Below are 15,626 nucleotides of genomic sequence, written 5' to 3' on the forward strand. Positions count from 1 at the left end.
GCGGACGGGACGCTCACGCGATCTCGCGGTTGTGCCCTACTCTCTTCCCGGGGGATTTCTGAGGGGTCAGGCGCCACGCGCGCCGATCATGTCCAAGGGGGGACATCGCTACATGACGAAAAGACGGCTGTTCACACGGCTGGGGGTCGTAGGGACGGCATTGGCCGTCGTCGGGACCGTGCTGATCGCGGCGCCGGCGCAGAGCATCGAGGCATCGCTCGCGGCCACCAGCAGCTCGACCTGGCAGACCAACGCCAGCGTCCAGGGCATCGCGGTCGCCGCCGGTAAGGCGTACGCCGGAGGACGCTTCACCAGCGTTCGCCCGCCGGGCGCCACGCCCGGGACCGGCGAGGTCGGGCAGGCCTATCTGGCGGCCTTCGACGCGGGCACCGGCGCGCTGGTCACCTCGTTCACCCCGGTGCTGAACGGTCAGGTCTACGCGGTCGCCGCGTCCGCGGACGGCTCCCGGATCTTCGTGGGCGGTGACTTCACCACTGTCAACGGCCAGACCCGCAACCGGATCGCCGCCTTCGACACCGCCACCGGCGACCTGGTGGCGAACTGGAAGCCTTCGGTCTCGTATCGCGTCAAGAGCATCGCGGTCTCCGGCACGACGGTGTACTTCGGTGGTTCGTTCGGCCTGGTGAACGGCCTGGACCGCCTGCGGCTCGCCGCGGTCGCCGCCGACACCGGCACGCTGTTGCCGTGGGCCCCGGCCGTGAACGGCGACGTGTACGCCGTCGACGCGGCCGATGACGCCTCGAAGGTGTACGCGGGCGGTCAGTTCAGCACCGTCAACGGCACCACGCAGAACACCGTGACGAGCCTCGACCCGGTGACCGGCGCGGTGCTGCCGTTCCCCGGCGCCTCCGCCGTACCGCCGCCGAACGGGTCCTGCACGACCCGGGTGAAGACGATCGACGCCAGCGGCGACACCGTCTACTTCGGCAACGGCGGTGACGGCGGTGGGTGCTTCGACGGCACCTGGGCGGCCGACATCGCGACCAACACGCTGAAGTGGAAGAACCAGTGCCTGGGCGCGACCGAGGCGGTCAAGGTCGTCAACGGCTGGCTGTACAAGGGCTCGCACGCGCACGACTGCGCCAACCAGGGCGCCGGCGGCTTCCCGCAGGGCTTCGGGTACCGCTTCCTGCTGAGCGAGAAACTGACCGACGGCTCGCTCGGCCCGTGGTTCCCGAACACCGACGCCGACCCGGACAGCGTGACGAACGTCGGCCCGCTGGCGTTCGCGTCCGGCGGCAACGACCTGTGGGTCGGCGGCGACTTCCTGAACGTGAACGGCACCGGCCAGCAAGGCCTGACCCGGTTCACCAACGCCGCTCCGGGCGCAGCCCCGGCGAAGCCGGCCAAGCTGACGCCGTACAGCGTCCAGCCGGGGGTTGTGCAGATCCACTTCCCGACTGTCGTCGACAACGACGACAGCACGCTGACGTACCGGCTGCTCAAGGGCTTCAGCAACACCACGATCGCGACCTGGACGGCCAAGTCCACGCCGTGGGACCGGCCCTGGCTGAGCTACACCGACACCTCCTCGGCGCCGGGTGAGCAGACCAACTACCGCGTCGAGGTCACCGACGGCAGCACGACGGTGCGCGGCAACTACTCCGACCCGATCACGGTCGCCTCGGCCGCGTCGACGGCGTACGACCAGATCGTCAACGCGGACGGCCCGCAGGCGTACTGGCGGCTCGGCGAGCCGGCCGGGACGACGACGTCCGTCGACTCCTCCGGGCAGAGCAACAACGGCACGTTCACCGGCGTCACGCTGGGCGGCGCCGGGGCGATCGCCGGCAACACCTCGATGACGACCAGCACGAGCAGTGGCCGGATGGTCGGCGAGAAGGCGTACAGCATGCCGCAGCAGTTCACGGTCGAGGCGTGGGTCAAGCAGAGCGGCTTCAACCGCGGCGGCCGGATCATCGGCTTCGGCAACTCCAAGACCGGGAACAGCGGCGGTGGCGGCGACCGGATGCTGTACATGCGGACCAACGGCTCGATCGTCTTCGGCGTCAACGACGGCTCGCAGCGCACGCTGACCAGCCCGTCGGGTAAGAACGACGGCCAGTGGCACCACGTCGTCGGAAGCTATGAGAACGGCGCCATGAAGCTGTATGTCGACGGTGTCCTGTCCGGCAGCGCGCTGGTCGGACCGGCGTCGATCTACTACGGGTGGTGGCGGGTCGGCTACGACCTGACGAACTCGTGGCCGGGCGGCGGAGCGACGCAGACCGGGATGGGCATCGACGAGGCGGCGGTCTACCCGTACGCGCTGTCACCGCTCCAGGTCCAGTCCCACTACGCCGCAAAGTGAAAAGTTAACTCTGGCACAAACTCATAACGCGATCAGGAGGCCCGTTTCCAGTGGGCCTCCTGCAGCGCTAATGTCCTTCGCTGGTGCGTGATGAGGCACGCGCTGACTGATCCCCGCCCAGTCGAAGGACATAAATGAAGAAGTTAGTGCTGGCCGCCATCACCGTCGTGGCCGTGGTGGCCGCGGCGTTGATCCCCTCCGGACCGCCGGTGGAGGCGGCGCAGCCGGGCTTCGCTTCCGCGGTCTCGGCGATCAAGCAGACCTCGTGGCAGACCAACAACAGCGTGAACGCGCTGGCGATCGCCGGGAACACCGTGTTCGCCGGTGGTCTGTTCACCAGGCTCCGGCAGCCGGGCAAGGCCTCCGGCCAGGCGCCGGAGGCGGTCCGCACGTACGTCGCCGCCTTCGACCGCACCACCGGGAAGCCGACCGCCTTCGCGCCGACCCTGAACGGCCCGGTGTACGCCATCGCCACCAGCGCGGATGGCAAGTGGGTGGTGATCGGCGGTGACTTCACCACGGTGAACGGCATCCGGCGCAGCAAGATCGCGATGTTCTCGGTCGCCACCGGCAAGCTGGTCGCGGCCTGGGACCCGGTCGTGGCGGCCCGGGTGAAGGCGCTGGCGATCTACGGCAACAGCGTCTTCATCGGCGGGGCGTTCCGTGCGATCGACGGCGCCACCCGCAACCGGCTGGGCGCGGTCCGGCTGATCCAGGGCGACCTGCTGCCGTGGAACCCGAACGCGAACAACGACGTGTACGCGGTCGACGTGGCCGACAACGGCACCCGGGTGTTCGTCGGCGGCCCGTTCAGCACGATCAACGGCAAGGACCACTACTCGCTGGCGATGCTGAACAACACCACCGGCGCGGCGTTCGCGTTCCCGGCCGCGGCGGCGATCCCGAAGCCGACCGCGACCTGCACCACGCGGGTGAAGGACATCGACACCCTGGGCGACAAGGTCTTCGTGTCGAACGGCGGCGACGGCGGCGGATGTTACGACGGTGTCCTCGCCGCCCAGGTGAGCACCGGGCAGTTGCTGTGGAAGAACACCTGCCTGGGTGCGACCGAGGCGATCAAGGCGATCGGCAACTGGGTCTACAAGGGCTCGCACGCGCACAACTGCAGCTCGTCGCCGAACGGGTTCCCCGACGGCACCGGCACGCACTACCTGCTCGTCGAGAGCGCGATCAACGGCAACCTCGGCCCCTGGTTCCCGAACACCGACGCGAACCCGAAGAGCACCACGCAGGTCGGTCCGCTGGCGATGGCCGGCACCGCCACCGACCTGTGGGTCGGCGGTGACTTCCTGCACGTGAACGGCACCATCCAGGTCGGCATCACCCGGTTCACCAACGTGGCCGGCGGCGCGGCTCCCGGCCTGCCGAAGGCTCCGACGCTGACGGCGACGACGTCCGGCCGGGTGTACGTGAGCTACACCGACACCTACGACCTCGACAACCTGACCTTGACGTACAACGTCTTCCGTGGCTCGCTGAACGTCGGCTCGAACCAGTACACGTCCTACTTCTGGCAGCCCCGCAAGGTCTACCAGGTGGTCGACCGCGGCCTCGCGCGCGGCTCGACGTACACGTACCACGTGGAGGTCCACGACGGCCGCAACATCCGGAAGGGCGCCTCGGCGAGCATCAAGATCCCGTAACCGCCCCTCTCCTGTCGGACATCTCAGGGGTCAACCCCGCGGATGGTCGGTTGCGGAGGAAGAATCCGCCTGCGCAACCGGCAACCCGCGGGGTTGACCCCTCAGACGTTCGTGGCTGGGGTGGTCCGCGTTATCCACAGCCCGGGCGGCGAGAGCTGCGGAGCACGTCCTGGATGGACGATCCTTGCGGGATGAATCCTGTACTGACGGTGCTGGCCGCCGGTCAAGGCGGAGTGTTCAGCCGAGCGCAGGCCATCGAGTGCGGATACACACCGCGGGGCATTCGTGACCGGCTCCGCAGCGGACGGTGGCTGCGGGTGCGGTACGGGCAGTACGCCGAAGCTGTCGACCTGAGCCGATTGACGCCCTGGGACCGACAGCTGTTCAACTATCGGCGCTTGGTGTACGCCGCGATGAACTCGATGCGACCAGGCGCCGTTGCCGTCAGCCACCAGTCGGCGCTCGCCCTGCACGGCCTGCCGTTGTGGGGCATGGACCTGTCGGAGGTTCACCTCAGTCGCCTGGACGAACGCAGACACAGCGGTCCAGTAGCCGGTGTCCGATTCCACCGAGGCAGTCTGACCTCCGACGACCTGACCGAGCTCGATGGCCTGACCGCGACGGCGCTTCCGAGAGCTGTCGTCGAATCCGCCTGCACCGGATCGTTCGAAGCCATTGTGGTCTTCGCCGACGTGGCGCTGCGCGATCACGCGGTCGATACGGACGACCTTGCCAGGTTGCTGCGGCAGACCGAGTTCTGGCCGGGAAGTGCCACCGCCCGGGCGGCGCTCGCCTTCGCCGACGGCAGATCGGAGTCGGTGGGCGAATCTCGCATGCGGGTCCTGATGCACACCCAAGGACTGCCGGCACCCAATCTCCAGGTCGTCCATCGCGACCGCGACGGGATCATCGGCCGGGTCGATTTCGACTTCGACGGTTACATCACCGTGGTCGAGTTCGACGGCATCCTGAAGTACGCCGACGCCTCTGCCGAGGTACTGGTCCGGGAGAAGATCCGCGAGGACCGGCTGCGCGGAATCGGGCTCGAGGTCGTCCGGACGACCTGGCCGGACCTCGACCGTCCGGCCCACACGGCTGCACGTATCCGGGCCGCCTTCGCACGCGCCCGCCGTACCGCGTAGCCCACCACCAGCACCCGCACAGCGCCCCACGCCGGGGCGCCTCCTCACAGCACTCTTGCCGCCGACCGCCCCATCACGCGCCGCGGTGGCCATCTCAGGGGTCAACCCCGCACGTTGCCGGTTCACCTTCCTGCATGCAAGGGGTCAACCGACCACCTGCGGGGTTGGCCCCTGAGATGGCCATTGGGCGGGGGCGGTGCGTTGGCCGGCGGGGCAGTGCGTTGGCTGGGGGTAGTGCGTTGTCAGGGGGTGCGGCGGTGGGCCGCTATCGCTCGGTGGGCTTCGTTCCACCAGAGCAGGAGGGTTGCGAAGGAGGCGCCGGCCAGGCCCCAGGCCGCGCCTTCGGGCCCCCAGAGGTAGGCGCCGCCGATGCCGCAGGTGATCAGGACGACGGACGAGATCAGGCGGACCCGGAGGCCGCGGGTGGCGGCGGTCAGCGCGCGGAGGATCGCGAAGGCGCCGGCGTTCGAGGCGCCGAGGGCCTGCAGCAGGATGACGGGCACGAGGACGTTGTGGGCCTGGGTCCAGACGCCGGGGCCGAGCAGCTCCCGCCCGACGATCGGGGGCAGCAGCAGGAAGATCGCACCCCAGGCCAGCGCGCCCGCGCCGACGCCGAGCGAGATCGCGAGCCCGACCAGCCACAGCCGCCGGTACGAGTGCCGCAGCGCGCGGGCCGCCTCGGGGACCGAGATCATCCGGATGCCCTGGTTCAGCACGTTCACCGGGCCCAGCAGGACCTGGGCGCCACGGATGCCCGCGGTCGCGACCAGGCCCGCGGCCGCGGTGATGCCGAGCATGTAGACCTGGATGGTGCCGGACACCGCGAGCATCTCCCCGACGTACTTCGGGGTCAGGTCCCAGTTCCGCCGGACCCATTCGCGGATCAGCTGCCGGCGCGGCGCGACGCCTGCCTGGAAGCGGCCGGCGATCGCCGCGATCACCGCGCCGAGTCCCCACGCGAACGTCAGCGAGAACGCCGACGCCGTGTCGGTGAGGTACAGCCCGCCGAAGATCGCCAGCATGCCCAGGAGCCAGATGAGGTCGTTGACGAAGGCCTTCTGGCCCTCGCCGACGACGAAGAACGCCCAGCGCCAGGCGTCTTGCAGGAGCAGTCCCGGCATGGTGACGGCGAAGGCGATCAGGACACCTCTCGACGGAACACCGGGGAATGCCGCGATCGCCAACCCGACGGCCAGAGCCAGGAGGCCGCACAGCACCGCCGTCGCCGTGCTGGCCCGGACAGCTCGTTGCCAGTCCGGCGTGCGGTCGCCGGAGTGCCGCACGGCGAGCGGCTCGGTGGAGACTGCCCGGGACACGTTGAGGGCGATCGTGTAACCGCCGAACGCGAGGGCGTAGACACCGAAGTCCGCGACCGTGCTCGACCGTGCGACCACGACTCCGACGGCGAGGTTACTGAGACTCGACAGGGCTTGGTCGGCCAAACCCCAGCTCGCGCGACCGGCCGGTCCGGCCAGCCGCCGGAGTTTCGGCCGCCGGATTCTCACCGCCTCACTCTAGAGGGGACGCGGCGGATGCCGCAGGACACCCAGGAGGAAACGCGGGATGCCGAGCACGTACCGCTTCCAGAGCCGCCGCGGCTCCTTGTACAGCCGGTAGCTCCACTCGAGCCCGGCGCGCTGCATCCACCGCGGCGCGCGGTCCAGCCGGCCGGTGTGGAAGTCGAAGGCCGCGCCGACCCCGATCAGGATCGTCGCGTTCAGCCGGTCGCGGTGGTCGGCCATCCAGCGCTCCTGCTTCGGCGCGCCGAGCCCGACCCAGACGATGTCCGGGCGGGCCTCGTTCATCCGCGCGACCGTCGCCGCGTCCTCGGCATCGGTCAGCGGACGGTACGGCGGGCACTCGACGCCGACCACCTTCAAGGCCGGGTGCAGGTCCTGGAACCGTTCGCGCAGCTCGTCCGCCACGCCCTCGGCCCCGCCGTAGAAGTACTGCGTCCAGCCGCGCTGCGCCGACTCCGCCAGCACCCGCTCGAGCAGGTCCGGACCGGCCACGCGGTCCATCTGCTCGAAGCCTGCCTTCTTCCCGGCCCACACCAGCGGCATCCCGTCCGGCACGGTGAGCCCGGACGTGTTGTACACCGCGGTCAGCCGCTCGTCGGCGCGGGCGTGCAGCAGAGCGTTCATGTCGGTCACGCAGACCAACTGCCGGTCCCTTTGCTCGATCCAGTCGGCGAAGGTGCCGACCGTGTGGTCGAGGTTCGTCACGCTGACGTGGATGCCCAGCACGTCGACGCGGTCGGCGGCCGTCGTGGGTTCGGCCTGGATGTCGGTCATCAGTCGTCCCGTTCCGTCAGCGCCGCCAGATCGGCGTCGACCATGATCCGGACCAGCTCCGGCACGTGCACCTGGGCCTTCCAGCCGAGGTCGGTGGTGGCCTTGGACGCGTCCCCGATCAGCGAGTCCACCTCGGTGGGACGCTCGTAGCGCCGGTCGTGGTCGACGTACTTCTCCCAGTCCAGCCCGACATGGCCGAACGCCAGCGCGACGAAGTCACGGACGCTGTACGACGTCCCGGTCGCGATCACGTAGTCCGCGGGGGTGTCGTGCTGCAGCATCCGCCACATGCCCTCGACGTACTCCGGGGCGTAGCCCCAATCCCTGGAGGCCTCCAGGTTGCCCAGGTACAGGCGCTGTTCCAGGCCGAGCTTGATGCGGGCGACGGCCCGGGTGATCTTGCGCGTCACGAACGTCTCGCCGCGCCGCGGGGACTCGTGGTTGAACAGGATCCCGTTCACCGCGAACATGTCGTACGCCTCGCGGTAGTTCCGGGTCATCCAGTAGCTGTACAGCTTCGCCGCGCCGTACGGCGACCGCGGGTAGAACGGGGTGTCCTCGTTCTGCGGCGGCGGGGTCGCGCCGAACATCTCCGACGACGACGCCTGGTAGAACCGGCAGTCCAGCCCGATCATCCGGATCGCCTCGAGCAGCCGCGTCGTCCCCATCCCGGTGGTGTCACCGGTGTACTCCGGCTCGTCGAAGCTCACCCGCACGTGCGACTGCGCGGCCAGGTGGTACACCTCGACCGGCTGGATCGACGCCAGCAGCGTGACCAGGCGGGACCCGTCCGTCAGGTCCCCGTAGTGCAGGAACAGCCGCTTGTCCTGCGCGTGCGGATCCTCGTACAGATGGTCGATCCGCTTGGTGTTGAACGTCGACGCGCGGCGGATCAGGCCGTGCACCTCGTAGCCCTTGGCCAGCAGCAACTCGGCCAGGTACGAACCGTCCTGGCCGGTGATACCGGTGATGAATGCTTTCTTCATGTGACGTTCTCCACGTACCAGCGGTAGGTGGCGGCCACACCGTCTTCGAGGGAAATCGACGGCTTCCAGCCCAGCGCCTGCAGCCGGCTCACGTCGAGCAGCTTGCGCGGGGTGCCGTCCGGCTTGGACAGGTCGTTGCTGAGGGCACCGGTGTAGCCGACCACCCGGGCGACCAGCTCGGCCAGCTCCCGGATCGTCACGTCCGCGCCGACGCCGACGTTGATCGGCTCCGGCGCGTCGTAGTGCTCCAGCAGGTGCAAGCATGCATCCGCGAGATCGTCCACGTGCAGGAACTCACGCCGCGGCGTACCGCTCCCCCACAACACGACCTCCGGCGCACTCGAGGCCTTCGCCTCGTGAAAGCGGCGGATCAACGCCGGCAGCACATGCGAGGACGCCGGGTCGAAGTTGTCGTGCGGACCGTACAGATTCGTCGGCATCGCGGAGATCCAGCGCAGGCCGTACTGCCGGCGGACAGCCTGGACCTGCATGATGCCGGCGATCTTCGCGATCGCGTACGCGTCGTTGGTCGGCTCGAGCTCGCCGGTGAGCAGGCTCGACTCGCGGATCGGCTGTTCGGCGTACTTCGGGTAGATGCAGGACGACCCGAGGAACAGCAGCCGCGGCGTGCGGACCTCGAGGCAGGCGTCCATCAGGTTCACCTGGATGCGCAGGTTGTCGCTGAGGAACTCGGTCGGGTGATCCCGGTTCGCCAGGATGCCGCCGACCCGCGCCGCCGCGTCGATCACCACCGCCGGGCGATGATGGCGGAGGAACTCGAACGTCGCGGTGCGGTCCCGCAGGTCCAGTTCCGCCGACGAGGCGCCGATCAGGTGCGTGTACCCAACGGCTTCCAACCTGCGCCACAGCGCCGACCCGACGAGACCGCGGTGCCCTGCGACGTACACCGGTGCATGCCTGGGCAACTCATTGGCCATCAATACGCTCCCGCGCCGTAGAACACCGCGCGCACGGTCTTCCAGAGAATCAGCAGGTCCAAGGTCATCGACCAGTTGTCGACGTACCGCAGGTCGAGGCGGACCGACTCGTCCCAGGACAGGTCGCTGCGGCCGCTGACCTGCCAGAGTCCGGTCATGCCGGGCTTCACCAGCATCCGCCGCGAGTCGTCGGCGGCGTACAGCGCGACCTCCTCGGCCAGCGGCGGCCGCGGCCCGACCAGCGACATGTCGCCGCGCAGCACGTTGAACAGCTGCGGCAGCTCGTCCAGCGAGAACCGCCGGATCCACCGGCCGAGCGGAGTCATCCGCGGGTCGTTGCGCATCTTGAAGATGACGCCGTTGCCGTCGCTCAACGCGTACAGGTCGCTGAGGCGCGCCTCCGCGTCGACGTACATGCTGCGGAACTTGAGCATCGTGAACTCGGCGCCCGCGCGGCCGACGCGCTGCTGCCGGAACAGCACCGGGCCGGAGCTGGACAGCTTCACCGCGAGCGCCAGGCCGATCAGCAGCGGCGCCAGCACGACGACGATGCCGAGGGCAACGACCCGGTCGAAGACCGCCTTCATCAGGTGCGGCCCGCCGCTGACCGACGGCCGCTCCAGGTGCAGCAGGGACAGGCCGGCCACCGGGCGGACCGAGATCCGCGGACCGGCGACCTCGATGATGCCCGGCGAGACGATCAGCTCGATACCGCGCTGCTCCAGCGCCCAGGACAGCCGGCGCAGCGACTGGCCGGCCAGCTCCGGGTCGGTCGCGATCGCGACCACCTCGACCGCGTGCCGGTCGGCGGCGGCGAGGATGTCGGGCTCGTCCAGCGCCTCGACCTCACCGGACTCGCCCCGCGGCCGGCAGGTCGCCACCACCCGGAACCCGTCGGTCGGACGGCTCTCCAGGTGCTCGCACAGCGTCGCGGCCGGGCCACTGCGCCCGACCACGAGAACCCTGTGCATGCAGCGGCCCCGGACCCGGTGCCGGTGCAGGTCCTTGCGCAACGCATACCGCAGCAGGAGCGCGGCGACCACCATCACCGGGATCGCCAGCACCACGAAGCCGCGGGCGATCTCGGCCTTCGTCACGTACGACGTCATCGCGACCGCCGCGGTGAGCCCGACACCGGCGCGCATCAGCGACCGGAACTCGTCCGGCCCGGCCCCGTAGAAGCGCGGGTCGTACCCCTTCGACAACGCGACGGCGGCCACCCAGGCCAGCGGCAGCACGCTGCTCACGACCAGGTAGCTCGAGCCGACGTGGTAGCCGAACCGGGTGAGCAGCGCGATCGAGACGCCGAGCATCGCGGCGAGCAGGTCCCCGCCGACCGCGGCCCAGCGGTACACCCCGACCCAGCGCGGCTCTGTCGACCGCGACGGCAGCGGAACGATCGCCGGGACCTCGTGCGGGACGACCCAGAGCGGCCGACGGCTGTCCACAGCGTCAGGCGCTTCTGCTCCGCTCACTGCGGCCCCTCGTTCCCTCCCGCAACCATCCGGTCACTAACAGTGTCCGCGATGGCGTGCAGCGTGTCCTTGTTCACCCGCGCGTCGGCGACGAGTCACCGAACATTACTACGCGGGCAGGCCGCGGGCGACACAGACTCCACAACCTTGTGAAGACTTTTCACAAGGTTGTGGAGCGGGCGGTTGCCGAGGGCTCAGGCGACCTCGACCTTGGGGATGTCGAACACCTCGACGACGTCGGCCGGGATGTGCTCCAGGTCGCGGACGCGCAGGTAGTCGCCCATCGTCGTACCGGTGCACTCGGAGTCGATGTTCGGCGCCGACCGGCCCTCCAGCGCGTCGGCGAGGTGCACGGTGCGCAGGTCGATGCTGAACCGGGTCCGGCCCGAGGTGTTCGGCACGCTGGAGTGCAGCTGCGCGCCGGAGAACAAGATGATGCCGCCCGGCTTGCAGATCGGCCGGATCTGCGGGATCAGCTCGACCTCCTCCTCCGGCACCGGCTGCACGCGGGTGTCGGTGCCGATCTGGGTGGCGGCGATCTTCCGGCTGGTCTCGTTCCACTCGGCGTAGTTGTAGACCCGCGAGCTGTTCTTCAGCGGCGTCTGCCAGTACTTGCGGTGGAAGGCCAGGCCGTTGTCGTCGGTGATCGCGAAGATCGGCAGCCACCAGTTCAGCTGCACGTGCGGCGCCGAGTACCAGGTGTCGCGGTGCGGGTGGAACGCGAACGCGATCCCGGTGGTCAGGTAGTCGTTCGACGTCGAGCTGCGCATCCGCGGTACGTCGAAGTACGTCTGCTCCTGGTCGCACCCGAAGTCGGTGAGCATCTCCTGGATCAGCCGCTTCGACTCCGGGTGGTGGATGAACTCCGGCTTCAGTTTCGCCAGCAGCGCGGCGTAGTCCTCGACCGCCATCTCGAACTGGGCCGTCTCCGGGTCCAGCGGCGCGAACGCCTCGCGGGCCATCGCCGCGGCGAACTCCGTCAGCGCCAGCGTCGACGGACGCGGGGAGTAGACGAACAGGTCGCCGTCGTAGAGCTTGGCGCGTCGCTCGTCGTCGGTGAAGTCGGCGTCGACGTAGATGGAATGCATGATTGTCTCCTCTCAGACAATCGACCGCGCGGGGCGGATCCCCGTGTGTTCGAGAAATGCCAGCAGCCGTTCCCCGGCAGCGGCGGCACTGAACTCCGCCGCGCTCCGGGCCCGCGCGGCGGCCGCCAGCGTGGCGCGTCGTGCGGGGTCTTCCATCAGGCCGATCAGGACGCGTGCCGCGGCGCCGGCATCGTCCAGTGGCCAGAACAGGCCGTCCACACCGGGCCGGACCACCTCGGGCACTCCCCCGACGGCGGCCGCCAGCACCGGCAGGCCTTCCGACATCGCCTCGGCGAGCACGATGCCGAACGACTCGGTCGTCGACGTGTGGCAGTAGACCTGGTGCCGACGCATCAGCGCGCGGGCGTCCGGCTGGTACCCGAGGAAGGACACCTGGCCGGCGAGTCCGAGCTCGGCCGCCCGCGCCTCGAGCGCCTGCCGGTCGACGCCGTCGCCGACGACCGAGAGCGTGTACCGGTGGCCGCGCGCGGCGGCCGCGGCCAGGATCTCTAGCAGGTACCGGTGGTTCTTCCGGGAGTCCAGCCGGCCGACCGTGATCAGGTCCGCGAGCGGCTCCGCCCGGGCGACGGCCCCCGCGGTCCGCGAGACCGCGTTCGGGATGACCGCGCTCGGCAGGTCGCGCAGCCCCGGGATCCGGTTCTCGAGGCCGGCCTTGGTGAACTCCGAGACGTAGACGATGCCGTCGAGTCCGCCCAGCACCCGCTCCTCGAACTGCCGGATCGCGCCGAACAGCCGCCCGTCGCGCGGGATCTCGCCCTCGTCGGCCCATTCGTCGGCCTGCGAGATGTTGAAGTGCGCGACCATCACGACGGGCTGGGTACGGCGGACCTGCAGCGCCACCCCGGCCGAGATCGGGCACTGGGCGTAGATCACCGCGTCAGGACGCGCGGCCAGCCGGGTGCGCAGCGCCGCCTTCAGGTAGTGCGCGTGCCAGTACTGGTGCCACCACACGGCGGCGGGCCGGCTGACCGGGCGGATCCCGAGCCGGCCCGCGAACACCGGCAGGACGAACGGCGACCGGGCCTCGAACGGGCTGACGATGCTGACCGGCCGCGACGAGTCCCGCAGGTACTCGTCGAACGTGCGGACGTGGCTCTGCAGCCCGGATCCGCCGCGCTGGCGCATCAGAGTCGCGATGACGATCCCGGACCCGGTCATACCGCTGCGCCGTCCGCGGTCGTGCGGGCGTACTCGTGCCGGGACTTGGCCAGCCTGCTCCACCAGATCCCGACCCCGGCGACCGAGGCGATCGCGCTGCCCCAGACGACGCCCTGCGCGTCCCACAGCACACCGCCGATCGCGGCGAGGCCGACGAACAGCGACGTGACGACGATCTGGCACTGCATGGTCCGATCGGCACGCCCGAGGGCCCGCAGCCCGGCGGACGGTCCGACGTGCAGGCATCCGGCCGCGGCGCTCACGATCACGCCGAGCACCAGCGCGTGAGCGCCGGGCCAGACGCTGCCGAGCACCAGCTCGCCGAGGCCGAGCGGGAAGACGACCAGGATCACCGCACCCCAGCCGAGTGCCATCGCGGACAGCCCGCCGCTCAGTCCCGCACACAGCCGCCACAACGACCGGTCACCGCGCTGCAACGCCCGGGCGGCCTCCGGTACGGCGACCTGGCCGACGCCCATCAGCAGCGCGGCGACCGGGCCGATCAGCATCTCCGCGCCGCGGATGGATCCGGCCGCGGCGAGTCCGCCGGTCGCGGCGACGATCAGCGTCCGGACCTGGCCGCCGGCGCCGAGGACGACGTTCTCGACCAGGAACCGCGGTCCGAGGTCGCTGTGCCGCCGCAGCCAGCCGACGGCGTGCGCGGGCCGGGGCAGCACCCCCGATTGCCTGATCCCGTAGAGCCCGGCCAGCGCCGCCGTACCGCCGAAGGTGAGCAGCGCGGCCGTGATCCCGAAGTCCAGGTAGCGGCCGCCGAACAGCACCGCCAGCATCAGCACCGTCCACACGGTGTCGTTCACGAAGGTCTTCGCACCCTCACCGGCCGCGAAGAACGCGGACCGCCAGCTGTCCTGGAACGTGAGCCCCGGCATGACGATGCCCAGGGCAACGAAAGCCGCGCCGACCTCGGAGCCCGGGGTGTGCAGCTTCAGGCCGAACCCGATCAGCAGGCAGATCACTCCGCTGATTGCACCGACCAGCAGCGCGACACCGCCCGACGCGGCCATCGCCTGCTTGCGGGCGTCGTGATCCGACACGCTGTAGCGGACCATCAGGGCGTCGGTCGACAACGCCCGCGAGCAGTTCAGCGCCACCGAGTACGCGAGGAAGGCGAGGCCCAGCGCGCCCAGACCGGTGGCACCGAGCAGCCGGGCGACGAACACCCCGAGCAGGAAGTTGCCGAGGCTGGACACCGCCTGGTCGCCGATCCCCCAGCCGAGCCGGCCCGCGACCTGCTTGCGCAGGGCAACGCGATGCCCGCCGGCATGCTTGGTCGCGTGGCGTCCGCTCATCGCACCGCCCCGCGAACCGGCTTGAAGAGAGCGTCGGACAGGTCGCGGAAGAGCTCGCCGAGCCGTGCTCTGTTGTCGGCGTTGCGCTCGGCCAGCGTCTTCTCGATCACGGCCTCGTCGGCCTCCAGCTCGCCGACCTGTTCGACCAGGCGCTCGAGGTCCAGCGTCCGGACGTCCTGCACGTACCCGGACAGACCCATCTGCGCCATCACCGCGTCGTGCTTGCGGCCGTAGCCGATGGCCAATGTCGGCCGACCGACCTTCAGTCCGGCGACGACGCAGTGGTAGCGCATCGCGACGACCGTCTGGACCGATGCGACCTGGTCCGTCAGGCCCTCGAACGAGGAGAACGGCTCGTACGACACAGGCAACCTGCTGAGACCCGCCCAAGCACCTTGCGCGTCGGCCAGCACCTCCTTGGCGACCTCCTCGTCGAGCCGGTCGCCGATCAGCAGGCGGACGCTCCGGCCGGATTGGACGAGCAGCCGCGTGAGCTCCTTCATCTGGTCGACGTACTTGGCGTGGACCTCGTCGGCGCGGGACCGGTCGCTGGGTGAACCGTAGTAGGCCATCACGCCGAGCCCGACCGACTTCGGTTCGGGCTCCCGGGTGACCTCGAGGGGCAGCCAGAACGCCATGTCGGCATAGGCCTTGTCCTGCGGCGCCGCCACCCCGGTCTCGCGGCCGACCTCCAGCGAGTACTCGTCGCGGAACGAGCGGTAGTTCACCAGCCGGGCCGCGGCGCGCAGCAGCAGCCTGATGGCCCGCTCCTCGACGCGCGAGCCGCCGACGCAGACGAGTCCCGTGCGGACGCCGAACAGCCGGCCGGAGACCGCCATCACCAGCATCGTGTACGGCAGCTCCCACGGCCGCTCCGGCAGCGTCCCCTCGAGCACGCCGGCGCCCGGGACGATGACGACGTCGTGGCGGCGCACCCAGCGGGCGGTGCGCCAGGTGTCGATGACACCGGCCACCGGGATCCGCGCCAGCGTCAGCAGCTTCTGCGCGATCCTGGACCGGGCGGGCTTGCGGGACTGCAGCCAGTGCATCTCCACGGCCGGTACGCCGAGCCGCTCGGTGATCTCGTCCGGACCCTCGCACATGAAGTCGAGCGTCGCGTCGGAATGCCAGGCGCGCAGATGATCCATGACGGCGTCGAGCATCGCGTCGTTGCCGATGTTGCCGCCGCCGAGACGCCCGTACAGACCGACCCGCATG

At 70.0% G+C, this 15,626-nt stretch carries 12 protein-coding genes; 3 read left to right on the forward strand and 9 right to left on the reverse strand.

All coding sequences use genetic code 11. From position 1 onward, the window contains the following. Window positions 1-112: 112 nt before the first annotated feature. From AB0L64_RS24885 to AB0L64_RS24895, 3 genes are all read left to right on the forward strand, one after another. Window positions 113-2,332, forward strand: a complete 2,220-nt coding sequence (locus tag AB0L64_RS24885) for a LamG-like jellyroll fold domain-containing protein (protein ID WP_363713665.1) — start codon at window positions 113-115, stop codon at window positions 2,330-2,332. Window positions 2,333-2,466: 134 nt separating this feature from the next. Further along, window positions 2,467-3,996: a fibronectin type III domain-containing protein gene (locus tag AB0L64_RS24890; protein WP_363713667.1), complete on the forward strand. Its 1,530-nt coding sequence runs from the start codon at window positions 2,467-2,469 to the stop codon at window positions 3,994-3,996. Between the two features lie 191 nt (window positions 3,997-4,187). Further along, complete coding sequence (locus AB0L64_RS24895; protein WP_363713669.1) at window positions 4,188-5,138, forward strand: type IV toxin-antitoxin system AbiEi family antitoxin domain-containing protein; 951 nt, start codon at window positions 4,188-4,190, stop codon at window positions 5,136-5,138. A gap of 242 nt (window positions 5,139-5,380) precedes the next feature. Here the strand turns inward: AB0L64_RS24895 and AB0L64_RS24900 are convergent, their stop codons facing one another. From AB0L64_RS24900 to AB0L64_RS24940, 9 genes are all read right to left on the reverse strand, one after another. Continuing rightward, on the reverse strand, window positions 5,381-6,643 hold the full coding sequence (locus AB0L64_RS24900) for a hypothetical protein (RefSeq protein WP_363713671.1): 1,263 nt from the start codon (window positions 6,641-6,643) through the stop codon (window positions 5,381-5,383). Window positions 6,644-6,652: 9 nt separating this feature from the next. Next, window positions 6,653-7,432 carry a WecB/TagA/CpsF family glycosyltransferase gene (locus tag AB0L64_RS24905; RefSeq protein WP_363713673.1) on the reverse strand — a complete coding sequence of 260 codons (780 nt, stop codon included), beginning with the start codon at window positions 7,430-7,432 and terminating at the stop codon, window positions 6,653-6,655. Further along, entirely contained in the window at window positions 7,432-8,418 is a 987-nt protein-coding gene (gene gmd, locus AB0L64_RS24910; protein ID WP_363713675.1) for a GDP-mannose 4,6-dehydratase, read from the reverse strand. Before gmd ends, AB0L64_RS24905 begins: the two co-directional genes overlap by 1 nt. Beyond that, a complete protein-coding gene (locus AB0L64_RS24915; RefSeq protein WP_363713677.1) occupies window positions 8,415-9,356 on the reverse strand; it encodes a GDP-L-fucose synthase in 942 nt (313 codons plus the stop codon). Before AB0L64_RS24915 ends, gmd begins: the two co-directional genes overlap by 4 nt. Then, window positions 9,356-10,831: a sugar transferase gene (locus AB0L64_RS24920; RefSeq protein ID WP_363713679.1), complete on the reverse strand. Its 1,476-nt coding sequence runs from the start codon at window positions 10,829-10,831 to the stop codon at window positions 9,356-9,358. Before AB0L64_RS24920 ends, AB0L64_RS24915 begins: the two co-directional genes overlap by 1 nt. 194 nt (window positions 10,832-11,025) lie before the next feature. Beyond that, a complete protein-coding gene (locus AB0L64_RS24925) occupies window positions 11,026-11,919 on the reverse strand; it encodes a phytanoyl-CoA dioxygenase family protein (RefSeq protein WP_363713681.1) in 894 nt (297 codons plus the stop codon). Window positions 11,920-11,931: 12 nt separating this feature from the next. Next, window positions 11,932-13,098, reverse strand: a complete 1,167-nt coding sequence (locus tag AB0L64_RS24930; RefSeq protein WP_363713683.1) for a glycosyltransferase — start codon at window positions 13,096-13,098, stop codon at window positions 11,932-11,934. After that, window positions 13,095-14,408, reverse strand: coding sequence for a hypothetical protein (locus tag AB0L64_RS24935; protein ID WP_363713685.1), 1,314 nt, complete (start codon window positions 14,406-14,408; stop codon window positions 13,095-13,097). Before AB0L64_RS24935 ends, AB0L64_RS24930 begins: the two co-directional genes overlap by 4 nt. Continuing rightward, window positions 14,405-15,625: a polysaccharide pyruvyl transferase family protein gene (locus AB0L64_RS24940; RefSeq protein ID WP_363713687.1), complete on the reverse strand. Its 1,221-nt coding sequence runs from the start codon at window positions 15,623-15,625 to the stop codon at window positions 14,405-14,407. Before AB0L64_RS24940 ends, AB0L64_RS24935 begins: the two co-directional genes overlap by 4 nt. Window position 15,626 lies beyond the last annotated feature (1 nt).

This window comes from Kribbella sp. NPDC051936 (assembly GCF_040680955.1).
GTDB lineage: Bacteria > Actinomycetota > Actinomycetes > Propionibacteriales > Kribbellaceae > Kribbella.